Annotated in this window: 13 protein-coding genes; 6 read left to right on the top strand and 7 right to left on the bottom strand. The window is 58.5% G+C overall.

Features of this window, described 5'->3' with window-relative positions; genetic code table 11:
* Positions 1-92 precede the first annotated feature (92 nt).
* Genes BWR18_RS18790 through BWR18_RS18775 form a run of 4 tightly spaced genes read left to right on the top strand, consistent with a single transcriptional unit; the run spans position 93 to position 3,175 of the window.
* Complete coding sequence (locus BWR18_RS18790; RefSeq protein WP_172839408.1) at positions 93-587, top strand: nuclear transport factor 2 family protein; 495 nt, start codon at positions 93-95, stop codon at positions 585-587.
* 26 nt (positions 588-613) lie between these two features.
* Positions 614-1,495, top strand: a complete 882-nt coding sequence (locus BWR18_RS18785; RefSeq protein ID WP_172839407.1) for an MBL fold metallo-hydrolase — start codon at positions 614-616, stop codon at positions 1,493-1,495.
* Positions 1,496-1,550: 55 nt separating this feature from the next.
* Entirely contained in the window at positions 1,551-2,318 is a 768-nt protein-coding gene (locus BWR18_RS18780) for a nuclear transport factor 2 family protein (protein WP_076629924.1), read from the top strand.
* Positions 2,319-2,356: 38 nt separating this feature from the next.
* Positions 2,357-3,175, top strand: a complete 819-nt coding sequence (locus BWR18_RS18775) for a siderophore-interacting protein (RefSeq protein ID WP_368073627.1) — start codon at positions 2,357-2,359, stop codon at positions 3,173-3,175.
* A 241-nt stretch (positions 3,176-3,416) separates the two neighbouring features.
* Here the strand turns inward: BWR18_RS18775 and BWR18_RS22420 are convergent, their stop codons facing one another.
* The 7 genes from BWR18_RS22420 to urtA all read right to left on the bottom strand — a co-directional run bounded on the left by BWR18_RS22420 (position 3,417) and on the right by urtA (position 9,972).
* A complete protein-coding gene (locus BWR18_RS22420) occupies positions 3,417-3,734 on the bottom strand; it encodes a zinc ribbon domain-containing protein (RefSeq protein ID WP_076629922.1) in 318 nt (105 codons plus the stop codon).
* A 56-nt stretch (positions 3,735-3,790) separates the two neighbouring features.
* On the bottom strand, positions 3,791-5,056 hold the full coding sequence (gene fmdA, locus BWR18_RS18765) for a formamidase (RefSeq protein WP_254684899.1): 1,266 nt from the start codon (positions 5,054-5,056) through the stop codon (positions 3,791-3,793).
* 24 nt (positions 5,057-5,080) lie between these two features.
* Positions 5,081-5,770 carry an urea ABC transporter ATP-binding subunit UrtE gene (gene urtE / locus BWR18_RS18760; RefSeq protein ID WP_076629920.1) on the bottom strand — a complete coding sequence of 230 codons (690 nt, stop codon included), beginning with the start codon at positions 5,768-5,770 and terminating at the stop codon, positions 5,081-5,083.
* Positions 5,771-5,781: 11 nt separating this feature from the next.
* Positions 5,782-6,522: an urea ABC transporter ATP-binding protein UrtD gene (urtD, locus tag BWR18_RS18755; protein ID WP_076629919.1), complete on the bottom strand. Its 741-nt coding sequence runs from the start codon at positions 6,520-6,522 to the stop codon at positions 5,782-5,784.
* A 12-nt stretch (positions 6,523-6,534) separates the two neighbouring features.
* Positions 6,535-7,674, bottom strand: a complete 1,140-nt coding sequence (gene urtC / locus BWR18_RS18750; RefSeq protein ID WP_076629918.1) for an urea ABC transporter permease subunit UrtC — start codon at positions 7,672-7,674, stop codon at positions 6,535-6,537.
* Positions 7,675-7,686: 12 nt separating this feature from the next.
* Positions 7,687-8,613, bottom strand: coding sequence for an urea ABC transporter permease subunit UrtB (gene urtB, locus BWR18_RS18745; RefSeq protein ID WP_076629917.1), 927 nt, complete (start codon positions 8,611-8,613; stop codon positions 7,687-7,689).
* Between the two features lie 87 nt (positions 8,614-8,700).
* A complete protein-coding gene (gene urtA, locus BWR18_RS18740; protein ID WP_076629916.1) occupies positions 8,701-9,972 on the bottom strand; it encodes an urea ABC transporter substrate-binding protein in 1,272 nt (423 codons plus the stop codon).
* A 219-nt stretch (positions 9,973-10,191) separates the two neighbouring features.
* Here urtA and BWR18_RS18735 point away from each other — a divergent pair, with 219 nt between their 5' ends.
* Together BWR18_RS18735 and BWR18_RS18730 are read left to right on the top strand one after the other, a co-directional pair.
* Positions 10,192-13,521, top strand: coding sequence for a hybrid sensor histidine kinase/response regulator (locus tag BWR18_RS18735; RefSeq protein WP_076629915.1), 3,330 nt, complete (start codon positions 10,192-10,194; stop codon positions 13,519-13,521).
* Positions 13,508-14,407 carry a response regulator transcription factor gene (locus BWR18_RS18730; protein WP_076629914.1) on the top strand — a complete coding sequence of 300 codons (900 nt, stop codon included), beginning with the start codon at positions 13,508-13,510 and terminating at the stop codon, positions 14,405-14,407. Before BWR18_RS18735 ends, BWR18_RS18730 begins: the two co-directional genes overlap by 14 nt.
* The last annotated feature ends 282 nt before the right edge of the window (positions 14,408-14,689 follow it).

Genomic DNA, 14,689 nt, shown 5'->3' with positions numbered 1-14,689 from the left:
TGCATGGGTCTACTTATGTGACTGACCGACCGTCAATACCTTGGCTTCAATCCGTCGCGATGGGCGGACCACCACCAAACCCGGAGGCCGAAATGGATCGCAGAACCGTCATCAAAACCACCCTTGCGGGTGCGCTTGCCGCGAGCCTCGCAACCCGCGCAAGCGCGCAAGACATGGACGCAACAAGCCAAGCGTCTTTCGACACCGTCATGGCCTTCATGGGCGCTATGGGATCCGGTGACATGGAGCAAATGAGCGCACTGATGGCTGACGACATGGTGTGGCACAATGAAGGTGATACCAGCTTGCCATGGATCGGCGAAACCGTCGGGAAAGAGAAGATCTTTGACTTTCTCGGCGTGTTCTCAGCCAATTTGCGCACAACGCTCTGGGAAAATACAGATGCCTTTGCGTCCGGTGACACCGTTGCCGTCTTTGGGCGGATGAACGGGATCACCACCCATTCGGGCGCAGAAACCGGCGAGTTTAGCTTTGCACTGCGGGCCAAGGTGCGCGACGGACAGGTTGTGCTGTGGCACTGGCACGAGGACAGCTTTGCCATCTCCAAAGCCTATCACGCTGAATGACCAAAGCGCCGGCACAGGAGAGACCGATGACGTATGCTTTGAACCGCCGCGCACTTTTGCAAGGGGCTACCATAACAGCAGGGGCTGCGGGCCTGATACGGGGCAGCTTTGCACCAACACCCGCGCGTGCACAGGGCGCGCTGCCTGCCGGGACCGTGCATGCGTTTGTGAGTTCAGGCGTGACCTTCCATACCTACGTGTCACCCCCGCAGGCCGTCAGCGTGACGTCGCATGTGATCGAACTTGGGGATCAGATCTTGCTGGTCGATGCCACATTCCTGCCACCGACCGCCGCCGAAGTGGCACAGCTTGTGGCATCGACGGGAAAGCCAATTCACACGGCGTATGTCAGCCACGAACATCCTGACCACTGGGGCGGGGTCAGCACGTTTGAGGGCGTGGAATTTGTGACCTTGCCGGACATCCGCGAAGGTCTGCGCGTTGAGGCGACCAGCGGAGAGCAGCCTGAGCCCACCGCGCTGCTCAATGGCGGCGATCTCGCACTTGGCATGACTGACATTGGCGGGGTTCCGATTGAATTCCGCGCCTACGAGAACGCCGAAGCCCCCAAAGCCATCGTCGCCGTCTTGCCCGAACAGCGCGTCGCCGTCGTGCAAGATCTCGTCTATAACGGCATCTACTTTGCCCCCGGGGTGGACCGCAAGAATTGGATCGCCACACTTGAAGCGTTGCGGGATGACCCCGCCTTTGACACCCTTCTGGTTGGCCACGGACTGCCTACAACGCGCGGTGAACTGGACACGGCCATCGGATACCTCAAAACACTTGATGCGGCATGGGAAGCGGCGGCCACACCGGATGATGTCGTCGGCGCGATGAAGGCCGCGTACCCCGGATATGGCGGCGCATTCCTCTTGGGCCTGACCGCCGCCTATTGGGACAAGTAACGCAGCACGCCGCGGAGCAGCGACGCTGCCCGCCTTTACACAACAGGAGCCGGCGATGGGACAAGCACTCGACAATGTGCGCGCGATTTACCTGGAAGGGATTGCAGGCGGAAATGCGCGCGAGGCTGTGCATAAGTACACCGGCCATCGTTATACCCAGCATTCAACGGGCGTTGCCGATGGGGCCGATGGGTTTCTGGCGTTCTTTGAGCCCTTCGTCGCGCGCAATCCAAAGCGAGACATTGAGATCCTTCGGATCTTTGAAGACGGCCCATGGGTCTTTTGCAGCGCCTATCAATCGCTCAACGATGGGGCCGCGGAGTGGGTCACGATGGACATGTTCTATACGGATGCGGATGGGTTGATCCTTGAACATTGGGACACCATCGCACCTTACGTCAAAGACACGAGGTCCGGCAAAGACATGGTGGGCGGCGTACGCGATGTTGATGCAGGCGCAGACACTGTGGCGAACAAAGCGCTTGTGTTGGAATTCACGAAACAAGTTTGCCAAGAGGGCCGCCACAACAAGATCGCCGATTTTGTTGCGCCAGATGTCGTGCAACATGCCCCCACCATCGGCGCGGGGCGCGATGGGCTTGCCGCATGGCTCGCATCAAACGACGCCGGGTGTTACGAAATGCTGTTCCAGTTGATCGGCCAAGGTGATTTCGTCGTGACCTACGGAAAGCGCCGTGCGCAGGGCAAAGACATCGCCGTCTTCGACCTCTACCGCGTTGCAGGCGGTAAGATCGTTGAACATTGGATGAATGCCGAAGACATCAGCCCGCGTGCAGATTGGGGCAATTCCGGTAAATTCTGACATCGCTCCAGGTATCCTGGTCACCGAAAGACAGTCACATGGCACTGATATCAAGGATGGCTCAAACCATACGTAACGTCGCCCGACGCCCGGCCCCCCGCGTGCTGACGGTTGCACAAGCGTGGTGCCTGACGCCGAACATGATCCGGGTTGTATTTGCCGGGCCGGAACTCGACGGATTCCCAACGGGGCGCGAGGGCGGGAACTGCAAACTGATGATCCCCGATCAGGATGAGTCGAAAACAGATTTCGCCGCACGCCTTCGTGACGGTCCAGCCCCGGTCCGCCGCACCTATACTGTTCGGACATTCGATGCTGGCCGCCAAGAGTTGACGATCGACTTCGTGGCCCATGGCGACGAGGGTCCAGCGTCACGATGGGCGAGCCGCGCAAAACCCGGTGACTTTCTCGGCTTTGCCGGGCCGAGCACGCCCAAAGTCACTCAGTTTGACGCGGATTGGTATCTTGTGGCGGCGGACCCTTCAGCCATCCCGGTCGCGGCGGCAACACTTGAGGCGATGCCACGCGACGCCAAAGGTGTGGCAATCTTCGAAGTGACCGCACCCGAGGACAAACAAAAGATCGCCATACCTGCCGGCTTCGATGTGCATTGGCTGATCCACCCTGATCCGCATACGCCGTCGCGTGCTCAGGAAGACCTCATTCGGTCGATGGACTGGCCCAAGGGCCGGGTCAAAACCTGTATTGCCGGTGAATCTGGCGTCATCAAATCGCTGCGCGCATTTCTGATGAACGAACGCAAATTGCCAAAGGAGGACATGTACATTTCAGGCTATTGGAAAATCGGTCTGGTCGAAGATGAGCATCAAAAGGCCAAGCGCGATGGAAATGCCTGACGCCGTCTTTTCCTGGAGCTTCCCGTCTCGGATGCACCAGTGATACAGGCCGCTTTCTGGCGGCTTTATGACCATAGCGATGCTCACATGCCCATTGGTGTTGATCTTTCGCGGCTGGCCTGGCGTGCAGTGGCCGAGAACGAACCGGGGTTGCGTCGGCGCCTCACGCAGAACGATGGGCCTGTCAGGACAACACGTCATTCCGCGCACACTGCCAGAGCGGCCGGTATTGACCTTCGCATCAATGAGACAGCATCCAAGGACGCGACGACTGCGTGCTTTTCGTCCCATCGGCCGCACGGTGAGATTTGCTGCGGATCCTGGGACCCGAGGGTGTCAGTCCATTCGCCTTGGCTCGCCTTGGGCTGTCCGATGAACGCTCGTTGACGCCGTGCGCTTTACGGGCAAGCGGAGCGAGCGTTGAAAGCTGCGGTACGGTCAGGGCGCGCACGGAACTTGCACCGCAGACGGGACAGGCGCACGGCGCGTCAAAGCGGCTGACAGGCGCCATTTCCTGAAACACGCCATGTTCGGCACAGATGTAGTCATAAAGGGGCATTTCAACTCCGTGTGCAAAGAGCCCTGCGGCCTGCGTGAGACCGCAGGGCATGTGTTCTAGAGGTCCGGCGCGGTGGGGATGTCGATTGAGCCGTCGAGATACTTCGTTGGCCCGTCCGGCCCCGGCATCAAGTCGCCCTCGAAAATATCCGTGGGCAGCCAGAGGGTTGCGCAGGCATTTGGATAGTCGACGATGCCAGACACATGTCCCTGCACGGGCGCGGTTCCAAGGATGGCGAGGCCCTGTTCACGCGAGTAACCGAACTTGGTCATGTAGTTAATCGCGTTCAGGCAGGCCTGGCGGTACGCCTCGGTCATATCGACATAATGTTGGTTGTCATCCTCATCGACCGAGATGCCTTCGAAGATCAGATAATCGTCATATTTCGGCGTGATCGGCGATGGTTTGAACATCGGGTTTTTGACGCCGTATTTCGCAATCCCGTCCTTGATAATGCTGACTTTGACGTGCAGCCAGCTGGCCATCTCGATACCGCCGCAGAAGGTAATCTCACCGTCGCCCTGACTGAAGTGGGTGTCGCCCATCGAAAGACCGCCGCCCTCCACATAGCAAGGGAAGTAACAGACCGAGCCGCGGCTGAGGTCCTTGATATCGCAATTCCCCCCGTTCTCGCGGGGCGGCAATGTGCGCGCCGCTTCGGCGGCGGCGGCATCACGGGCCTCGCCGGTCATTTTCCCCATATGGGCCGCTTGGGTGTTGGGCAGTTCTGCCAACGCTGGCACGCGGGTGGGGTTCGTGTCGAACAACGCTTTTTCGCGGGTGTTCCACGCGTCCAGCATCTTGCGATCCGGCAATGTGCCGATCAGACCCGGATGAATGAGGCCCGCGTAGCGTACGCCTGGAACGTGGCGCGACGAGGTGAACATACCCTTGAAATCCCAGATGGATTTCTGCGCGGTCGGGAATTGCTCCTGCAGGAAACCTCCGCCGTTGTTTTTGGAAAAGACGCCGTTGAAACCCCACTGGCTGCGGTCCAGTGGGCCAACATCCAACAGCTCGACGACCAGCAGATCGCCGGGTTGCGCACCGCGCACGCCGATTGGTCCGGACAGGTAGTGCACCTGCGGCAATTCCACGTCGCGCACATCCGCGGCGTCATCGTTGTTGGCAATTTGGCTGCCGGTCCAGTCATAGGCCTCGACAATGAAATCGTCACCGGCATCAACCCATTCGACAATCGGGATATCCGGGTGCCAACGGTTGTGAATTTTCTCGTTGGTGTGCGGGCTCTCATCCAGATCGACCCGGATCAGCGTGTCCGCTGAATAAGACGCCATAGGTGTTTGATAAGTGTCAGGCATTGGTATCCTCCAAGTTGGGTTTGACTACACGGACAGGAATTTTGTGACCTTGGCCTCGTCGAGGCTGTCGCGCGGACTGTCATGAACAAAGCGGCCATTCTCGATCACCATGACGCGGTCGGCGACATCGAGCGCAAAGCTTAGCACCTGTTCTGAAACGACGATGCTCAGGCCCTTTTGGTCGCGGATTTTACGCAGCGTGCGGGCCATTTCGCGGATGATTGAGGGCTGGATGCCTTCGGTCGGCTCATCAAGCAGAAGGACTTTGGGGTTTGAAGCCAGAGCCCGTGCTATGGCGAGCTGTTGCTGCTGTCCACCAGACAGGTTGCCGCCGCGCCGGTTCTTCATCTCGAGCAGAACCGGGAACAGTTCGTAAATGTCGTCCGGTACGGTTTTCTGTCCCGTGACAGTAAGCCCGGTTTCCACGTTTTCCTTCACCGTCATGGCCGAAAAAATCATGCGGCCTTGCGGCACATATGCGATGCCCCTGGCGACGCGTTGGTGTGACTTGAGCCCGGTGAGAGCCGTGTCACCAACTTGAACCTCTCCGCCACGTTCGGGCATGATGCCCATCAGCGTTTTCATCAGCGTGGTTTTGCCCATGCCGTTGCGGCCCATGATGGCAACAATTTCGCCCGGTTTCACATCAAGGTCGAGGCTATGAAGCACCTCGCTCTCGCCATAGGAGGCACGCAGGGATTTGACATTCAGCATGGCGGCTCTCCTCAATGACCCAGATAGACTTCGACAACTTTGGGATCGTTCTGCACACGCTCCATTGACCCTTCGCTGAGCGTTTTGCCCTGGTGCAGCACCGTAACCCGGGTCGCGATGTCGGCGACGAACCCCATGTCGTGCTCGATCACGATGACCGAACGATCCTGAATGATGCGGTTCAGCAGTTCTGCGGTTTTCTTGCGTTCGGCCACCGACATGCCCGCCACCGGCTCGTCCAGCATCAACAGCTCCGGGTCCTGGATCAGCAGCATCCCGATCTCCAACCATTGCTTTTGCCCATGGCTCAGGAACGCCGCCTTTTCATCAAGCTGGTTGTCGAGAAAGATCGTCTTGGCGATTTCGATGATACGGGTCTGGATCAGATCGTCGCGCCGGAACATCAGTGCACCAAAAACGCTGTGGCCCTTGGGATAACTAAGTTCCAGATTTTCCGAGACGGTAAGGTCTTCATACACGCTGGGTGTCTGAAACTTGCGCCCAACGCCCGCATTCACGATCTGGTCCTCGCGCATTGACAGCAGCTCTTTGTCCTTGAATTTGACCGTGCCGCCGGTGGCCTTGGTGCGCCCGCAAATGAGGTCCAGCACCGTGGTCTTGCCCGCCCCGTTGGGCCCGATGATCACCCGGCATTCGTTTGGTTCAACATAGAAACTGAGTGCATCAACGGCCTTGAACCCATCGAAGGACACCGTGAGTTCCTCAACGCTCAGAATGAAACGGTCTGACATCGACAAATCTCCTTATTCTGCCGCGGCGCGGGACGACGGGGCAGCGCTTTCAGCGGGTTCAACCGGTTTGGATTTGCGGAAAAGCCCCTCAAGCTGCGGTTCGATCTTTTCGGACCACAGCCCGGCCAACCCGTTGGGAAAAAACATCACGACCGCGATGAACAACCCGCCCAGACCCAGCAGCCAAAGCTCTGGAAACGCTTCCGAAAATGAAGTTTTGGCCCAGTTCACCAACAGCGCGCCATAAACCGCTCCAAGGATCGAAAGCCTGCCGCCAACGGCGCAAAAGATAACCATCTCGATCGAAGGAACGATGCCGACCAGTGTGGGCGACATGAAACCCACCTGCAGCGTGAACATCGCCCCGCCGATACCGGCAAAGGCAGCCCCGAGACAGAAGATGAAGATCTTGAAATTGGCGACGTTGTAGCCCGAAAAGCGCACGCGATCTTCTTGATCGCGCATAGCAATCAATAGCCGCCCAAGTTTGGATTTTCGTACATATTGCGCGATCAAGAGAACGGCGAACAGCAGCACGCCGTTGACGAAATAAAGCGTCGTCTTCGCTTCATCCGTGCGGATATCCCACCCCAGAAGCGTGCGCAGGTCCGTGATGCCGTTGACGCCGCCGGTATAGCCCTGTTGCCCGATGATCAGGATTGTAAGGATCGCGGCAAAGGCCTGGGTGATGATCGCGAAGTACACCCCACCCACACGCCGGGTGAACATGGCAAAGCCGATGATGAAGGCGAAGGCCACCGGCACAGCAACCACCGCCAGCAGGGCCAGAGGCAGGCTATAGAAGGGCTGCCACCAGACAGGCAGTTCCGTCAGCTGGTTCCAGTCCATGAAGTCGGGAATGCCGGGGGTGGACTGGATCGACGTATTCTCGGGCGTCGACGCTTCGAGCTTGAGAAACATCGCCATGCAGTAGCCGCCCAAGCCGAAAAAGACGCCCTGCCCCAGGCTCAGGATGCCGCCCGCGCCCCAGCACAGCGCAAGGCCAACCGCGACAAAGGCGTAGGTGAGGTATTTGCCAAAGAGGTTGAGGCGGAAACTGTCCAGTACCGCTGGCAAAAGCACGAAGATCACCGCCGCGAGGATCAGGAAACCGATCAGCTCTTTGCGGGTCATGAAGGAAGTACGTGTCATCAGAGCGGCCCCTTACTTACGCAGTTTCATGGCAAAGAGACCCTGTGGGCGGATCATCAGGATGCCGACGACCACCAGAAGCGTCAGAACCTTGGCCATCGAGCCGGAGAGGAAGAACTCCATGATGGATTGCGCCTGAGAGATTGAGAATGCCGAGGCAATTGTGCCCAGCAGCGACGCGGCGCCACCGAAGACCACCACCAGGAACGTGTCGACAATGTACAGCTGCCCTGCCGTGGGGCCGGTCGAGCCGATCATTGTAAAGGCCGAGCCCGCAACACCCGCGACCCCGCAGCCGATGCCGAACGTCAAACGGTCGGTCCATTCGGTGTTGATGCCAACGGCGCCCGCCATCACCCGGTTCTGGTTGATCGCGCGCACCTGCTTGCCCCAGTTCGAACGGAACATCATGATGTAAACGCCAACCGAGATGCTGACCGCCAAAACCATCACGAATATGCCATTGATGGGTATTTCAATAAGGTCCGTCACGGGCATGGACCCCATCATCCAATCCGGAATGGACACGCCCACCTCGCGCGCACCAAAAACACTGCGATAGACCTGCTGCAGAATAAGGCTCAGCCCCCAGGTCGCCAAAAGCGTATCAAGTGGCCGTTTGTAGAGGTGCCGGATCATGGCCCATTCGACCAGTAACCCCAGCGCGCCGGACGCGATGAACGCCAGAAACATAGCGACAAAGAAGTACATGCCGAACAGCGCCGGCACATGGTCGGCAAACAGGTTCGACATCAGGTAGGTGACATAGGCGCCAAGGATCATGAACTCCCCGTGCGCCATGTTGATGACGCCCATCTGACCAAAGATGATCGCCAGACCAAGCGCCATCAACACGAACACAGAGAAAAGGATCAGGCCAGCAAAGCCTTGCATGGCAAAGATCGCGCCAAGTTCGGGCCAGGAATAGTCGGCAAACATGTTGCAGCTCCAACGAGACGAATAAGACAGGGAGAGGGGCGGCTAGGGCGACCCGGCGTAGGAACCAGGTCGCCCATCAGCAGATGCTTATTGGTAGCCTTCCGGGAACGGGTCCGGCTCAACAAGCTCTGCGGTCTCGAATACGACCTCGTATTGTCCGTCCGCCTGCGCCTTGCCGACGCGGGTCTTGGACCAGAGGTGGTGGTTTTCATGCACCTTGACGTAGCCTTCGGGTGCAGTGGTGAGCTCGATACCCGGTGAGGCCGCGCGCACCTTGTCCACGTCAAAGCTGCCGGCCTTCTCGACTGCCGCTTTCCAAAGCCATGGACCAAGATAGGCGGCCTGGGTCACATCGCCGATCACGATGTCATCGCCCCACATCTTCTTGAATTCTTCCACGAACTTGACGTTGTTCTCGTTTTCAAGCGACTGGAAGTACTTCATGCAGGCATAGGCGCCTTCGATGTTCTCGCCGCCGATGCCGCGGATCTCATCCTCGGTCACCGAAATGGTCAGCACGATCGGGCTTTCCTCCGTCGGATCAATGCCCGCCGCCTTCAATTGCTTGTAGAACGCCACATTCGAGCCACCCACGACGATGGCATAGATCACATCCGGCTTGCGCAGGCGGATCTTGTTGATGACCGAGTTGAACTGCGTGTGGCCAAGCGGGTAGTATTCCTCACCCACGACCTTGCAGCCTTCCATGAAGTTTTCGATGTGCTTGCGCGCGATCTTGTTCGACGTGCGCGGCCAGATGTAGTCCGACCCAAGCAGATAGAATGTCTTGGCATCCTTGGTCTGGTTGACCCAATCAAGGCCCGCAATGATCTGTTGCGTGGCCTCCTGGCCGGTGTAGATGACGTTGGGGCTCTGCTCGAGGCCCTCATAGAAGGTCGGATAGTAGAGAAACCCGTTATGCTGCTCGAACACCGGCAGAACCGCTTTGCGGCTGGCCGACGTCCAGCAGCCCATGACCGACGCCACCTTGTCGTTAACAAGCAGCTTGCGCGCCTTCTCGGCAAAGGTCGGCCAATCAGAAGCGCCGTCTTCCTGGATGTACTCGATCTTGCGACCCAGGATGCCGCCCTGCGCGTTGATCTGCTCAATCGCCAGCTTTTCGGCCTGAACGGAGCCTGTCTCGGAAATCGCCATCGTTCCAGTGACCGAGTGCAGGATGCCGATGGTCACGGTGTCGTCCGTGACGGCCAGGCCGGTGGTGTTGATCTCGGCGGTCGGAAAATCGGCGGCTCTCAGATCTTTCGGCAGGAACAAGGCAGCGCCGAGTGCCGTGCCCCCGGCAAGGATCTGGCGCCGGGATAGACCTGCGGCATTCGTCTTGGGTGTCTCGTCTGGCATATCGCCTCCTTCGCAAAGCGGTAAAAGAATGGACGATTCTTGTTCGCCCTCCGCAAATGAGCATCAGAGTGATTGCTGCGGCGCAGTATACGTTAATTGACGTATATGCCTGCGCGTTTTGCGCAGTAGGGTAGTTGTCACTCTGCTTGGAGACACTGGGGGCGCGAGAAGCGGTATGATCCGTGATTGCAAAATGCGCCCGCTTACAAGGACACCAGAATGGCTAGGGCGCTTGGGGCAACGCGCGAAAAGCGCACCTACAACCGTTGGGTCGCCAACGAAACGATGGAGGATTTTGCCCTGCGCTTCACAGCGCGGCGTGCGCGACGGTGGAGCTATGGTCGCGTGGCGAACACGGCGATCGGCTCGATTTCATTTCTGGCACTGGAAGCCATCGGCGGGGCCATCACCCTCACGTACGGCTTTGACATCGCAATCGTGGCGATCATGGTCGTGGGGGTGATCCTGTTTTTGACGGGGCTGCCCATTTCCTACTACGCGGCACGCTACGGGCTCGACATCGACCTTATGACGCGCGGGGCAGGCTTTGGTTACATCGGCTCGACCGTCACCTCGCTCATCTATGCCTCATTCACCTTTATTTTCTTCGCGCTGGAGGCCGCGATCCTGGCATTGGCGTTGGAATTCACACTCGGGGTGCCGCTGTTTCTGGGCTATGTCGCAAGCTCACTTGTGGTGATCCCATTGGTCATCCATGGCTTTTCCAAGATATCAACGTTTCAGACATGGACCCAGCCGCTTTGGGTCCTTCTGCATATGTTGCCCTTCGTCTTTCTCGCCTTTGTGGGCTACGACATCGACAACTGGACGTCCTTCGCCGGACCAGAGGAAGCCTCTGACACCTCCCGTCTCTTGATGTTTGGCGCCGCCTCCGGCGTGGTGTTTTCCTTGGTGGCACAAATCGGCGAGCAGGTTGATTTCCTAAGGTTCTTGCCAGAACCCAAGACAAAGCAGGACAGGCGCAAATGGTGGCTGGCACTTCTGGCCGCCGGGCCCGGCTGGTCGATTCTGGGTGTGCTGAAAATGCTGGCTGGGTCCTATCTCGTCACATTGGCCATCCGCGAAGGCGTGTCAGGCGAGGATGCCTCTGACCCGACGCGCATGTACTACGTGGCCTTTGACCAGCTCATCAATTCGCCGTTCCTCGTCCTGGCACTGACAGGTCTGTTCGTGATCCTGTCGCAGCTCAAGATCAACGTCACCAATGCCTATGCAGGCTCCATCGCGTGGTCGAATTTCTTCTCCCGCCTGACGCATACCCATCCCGGGCGCGTTGTCTGGCTTGTGTTTAACGTCTGTATCGCATTGCTGCTGATGGAACTGGGCGTGTTCACCGGGCTGGAGCATGTATTGGGCGTATACTCCCACGTGGCCGTGGCCTGGATCGGCGCGCTTGTCTCTGATCTGATTGTCAACAAACCCCTCGGCCTCAGCCCAAAAGGCATCGAGTTCCGTCGCGCGCATCTCTACGACATCAACCCGGTCGGCATCGGGTCGATGTTGATTGCCTGCCTTCTGGCGTTCCTGTCCTATGGCGGTCTGTTCGGGCCTTTGTTCCAGGCGTTTTCATCGTTCGTCGCGCTCGGGTCGGCCTTTGCGCTGGCCCCCATCCTCGCATGGGCGACCAAAGGCAAATACTACATCGCCCGCCCAAGCCAAGAGTTTCCAGAGGCTTTGCATTCCTGTTCGGTGTGCGAATTCCGGTTCGATCCCGAGGATATGACCAACTGCCCGTTCCATGCCGGTCCCATCTGCTCGCTCTGCTGCACGCTGGAGACCGCCTGCCACGATGTCTGCAAGCCCCACGGCCGTGTCGACCACGTCATAAGGCATTGGCTCTTTACATACCTGCCCGACCAGATCGCCCGTGCGTTGATGACCCGGCATGCCCATTTCGTCATCGCCACAATTGTCATTTCACTGGCATTCGGCGGGGTGCTCAACCTTGTCAGCAGCTTCGCCTCGGCCCCCAATTTCGACGGCGTGCTTACCGTGATCTTCGGCACCGTCAGCATTGTCATTGGCATTTCGGTCTGGATGTTCCTGCTCAGCGGCGAAAGCAGGCGCAGCGCAACCGCCGAGGCGGAGCGCCAAACCGAACGTCTGCTCAAGGAAATCCGCGCCCACGAGCGCACTGACCGCGCCTTGCAAAAGGCCAAGGAAAAGGCAGAGGCCGCAAACCTGGCCAAGACACGCTATATGTCGGGGCTAAGCCATGAGTTGCGCACACCACTCAACGCGATCTACGGATTTGCACAGCTACTTGAAAAGGATGCGCGCCTTGAAAACTGGCGACCTTCCCTGACCAGCATCCGCCGCTCCAGCGAGCATCTCGCGGGTCTCATTGACGGGCTTCTCGACATCGCGCGGATCGAGGCAGGGCGCCTTGAAATCATGCGTGACCAGATCAACCTGCGGGTGTTGCTGACCCAGGTGACCTCGATCTTTGAGGAAGAGGCGCGCATCAAGAATATCGCGTTCGAGCTGCGGACCGAAGGATTGCTTCCAGCCTTCGTACGGTCTGATGAAAAACGCCTGCGCCAGATCATTATCAACCTGCTGTCCAACGCCATTCGCTACACCGAAGAAGGGTCAGTGGTGTTCAAACTCACCTATCGCAATGAGGTGGCCATCATCGAGGTTACCGACAGCGGCATTGGCATCGCCCCCGAACATCTCGACCGCATATGGCGCCCGTTCGAGCGGGGGGAGCAGCGTGACATCCATGGATCGGGGCTGGGGCTGACGATCACCAAATTGCTGGTCGAGATCCTTGGCGGCGAGATCGACGTCGAAAGCGCCGTCGGCGAAGGCAGTCGCTTCCGTGTCCGGCTTATGTTGCCTTCGGTCACGCAGAACGTGTTTGACCACAGAACCATGAACCCGGAAAGCGACGCCCTGCCCGTTGACGGCTACGAAGGACCGCGCAAGACGATCCTGGTGGTGGATGACGACTTCAACCACCTGGCGCTTGCTGAAAGCTTCCTGACAAGGTTCGGGTTTGTTGTCCTCTGCGCGTCCTCTGTGGACGTGGCCAAGACGATGCTTGCGGATGCGCGTCCCGACATCATCCTGCTCGATATTGACATGCCCGGTCACGACGGCTGGAGCTTTGCGCGCGCATTGCGGACCGGCCACCATCAAAACACGCCCATCGTGATGATCTCGGGCCATGCCAATGAGGAAGGGCTGCACCGGGCAGAGATTGGTCTGCATGACGCGTTTTTCGCCAAACCCTACAACCTTGATGAGTTGCTGCTGCAGATCGCCGAATTGCTCAAGGTCAAGCTGATCATGGGGCAAGAGCGGTCTGCCCCCGTTCTGCGCACCATGACCGACAAGGAACGCAAGACCCTGCTGGATGCAGCACAGATCGGTCACGCGCGCGCGCTGCGCACCGCGCTCGATGACCTTCGAACCGCGGGCGTTGGACCAGTATCACTGATGCGCGCGCTTGATGCGTGCTTGGAACAATTTGATATGGAGGGCCTCGCCCGCCTGCTTGAGGACGATCATGAAAACGCTTGAGACAGGTGACAAAAGCATCGCGCTTGTTGTCGATGACAACCCGGACTCGCTGGGCATGGTGTCAAGCGCCCTTGAAGCGCAAGGCATGACCGTCCTTGTCGCGCGCGACGGATATTCAGCCATCAAGTTGACCCACAGGGTGCAACCTGACGTCATCCTGATGGATGCCATCATGCCGGACATTGACGGGTTTGAAACGTGCCGTGTACTCAAAACCGGGCCCAATCCGACCCTTGCGCCGATCATCTTCATGACCGGCCTCTGCGATCAGGAACATGTCGTCAAAGGCTTGCAAGCTGGCGGCGTCGACTACATCACGAAACCGGTAGTGATCGAAGAGATGATCGCGCGCCTTAGCACCCATGTCGTCAACTCCCGCATGTTGCAAAGCGCCCGAGAGGCGATTGATGCGTTTGAACGCCCCGTGCTGGCGTTCGATGAGAATGCCCAGTTCGCATGGGGCTCCAAAAGCGCTCTGGATCTATTGAAAGAGACCGAATTTGCACTGGACGAACCCGCGTTCCAGACTTGGCTGCTTGGCTGCGTTGTCCGCCCGGTTTCTGATATCAACCCACATGTAAGCGAAAGCATTGCCGCTCATTTCATGGGCCTGTCGGCCACACGTGAAATTCTGGTCAAGCTGGCCATGCAGAACGACGCACGCAGGGAAGACAGGCTGCAAACTGCCTTTAACCTGACGGCACGCGAAGCCGAAGTGCTCTACTGGCTGACACTGGGCAAAACCAACCGGGACATCAGCGCAATCCTGAGCCTGAGCGCACGGACAGTGAACAAACATCTCGAACAGGTGTTCCAGAAAATGGGCGTCGACAACCGTACATCCGCCGCAGTGCTGGCCGACCGGCAACTGAGCAGCCGCGGCTGAGCGTGCATGGATCTCAATCTCGGCTTCGGTCCAGAGGTCCGGATGCCTCCACAAACGCAGCACATGACCGGTTCCAGCCCGTGCCGTTTTTCACAGCGATCATAAAGCGCAGAAATTGTGCGGCGGCTTCGTTCCGCCTCGCGGTCCTCGATTTTACATCTTCTACGGCGGCCTTGCGAGACTTTCTTACCATTGATTGTATTCCACAAAGCGCTCGTTTAACGGGATGGTTGGGAAATTCTCGCCAAATAGTTGACGGCTTGGGGCACCCACTAGCGGGCG

It is taken from the genome of Tateyamaria omphalii, from assembly GCF_001969365.1.
Classification (GTDB): Bacteria; Pseudomonadota; Alphaproteobacteria; order Rhodobacterales; family Rhodobacteraceae; genus Tateyamaria; species Tateyamaria omphalii_A.
This window is presented reverse-complemented; position numbering and strand designations above follow the sequence as displayed.

Coding starts and splice junctions, on each gene's coding strand:
- BWR18_RS18775 (WP_368073627.1), top strand. CDS start 2,357: ATGGCACTGATATCAAGGATGGCTCAAACCATACGTAACGTCGCCCGA.
- urtE (WP_076629920.1), bottom strand. CDS start 5,770: ATGCTGAATGTCAAATCCCTGCGTGCCTCCTATGGCGAGAGCGAGGTG.
- urtA (WP_076629916.1), bottom strand. CDS start 9,972: ATGCCAGACGAGACACCCAAGACGAATGCCGCAGGTCTATCCCGGCGC.
- urtD (WP_076629919.1), bottom strand. CDS start 6,522: ATGTCAGACCGTTTCATTCTGAGCGTTGAGGAACTCACGGTGTCCTTC.
- urtB (WP_076629917.1), bottom strand. CDS start 8,613: ATGTTTGCCGACTATTCCTGGCCCGAACTTGGCGCGATCTTTGCCATG.
- BWR18_RS18785 (WP_172839407.1), top strand. CDS start 614: ATGACGTATGCTTTGAACCGCCGCGCACTTTTGCAAGGGGCTACCATA.
- fmdA (WP_254684899.1), bottom strand. CDS start 5,056: ATGCCTGACACTTATCAAACACCTATGGCGTCTTATTCAGCGGACACG.
- BWR18_RS22420 (WP_076629922.1), bottom strand. CDS start 3,734: ATGCCCCTTTATGACTACATCTGTGCCGAACATGGCGTGTTTCAGGAA.
- BWR18_RS18735 (WP_076629915.1), top strand. CDS start 10,192: ATGGCTAGGGCGCTTGGGGCAACGCGCGAAAAGCGCACCTACAACCGT.
- BWR18_RS18730 (WP_076629914.1), top strand. CDS start 13,508: ATGAAAACGCTTGAGACAGGTGACAAAAGCATCGCGCTTGTTGTCGAT.
- urtC (WP_076629918.1), bottom strand. CDS start 7,674: ATGACACGTACTTCCTTCATGACCCGCAAAGAGCTGATCGGTTTCCTG.
- BWR18_RS18780 (WP_076629924.1), top strand. CDS start 1,551: ATGGGACAAGCACTCGACAATGTGCGCGCGATTTACCTGGAAGGGATT.
- BWR18_RS18790 (WP_172839408.1), top strand. CDS start 93: ATGGATCGCAGAACCGTCATCAAAACCACCCTTGCGGGTGCGCTTGCC.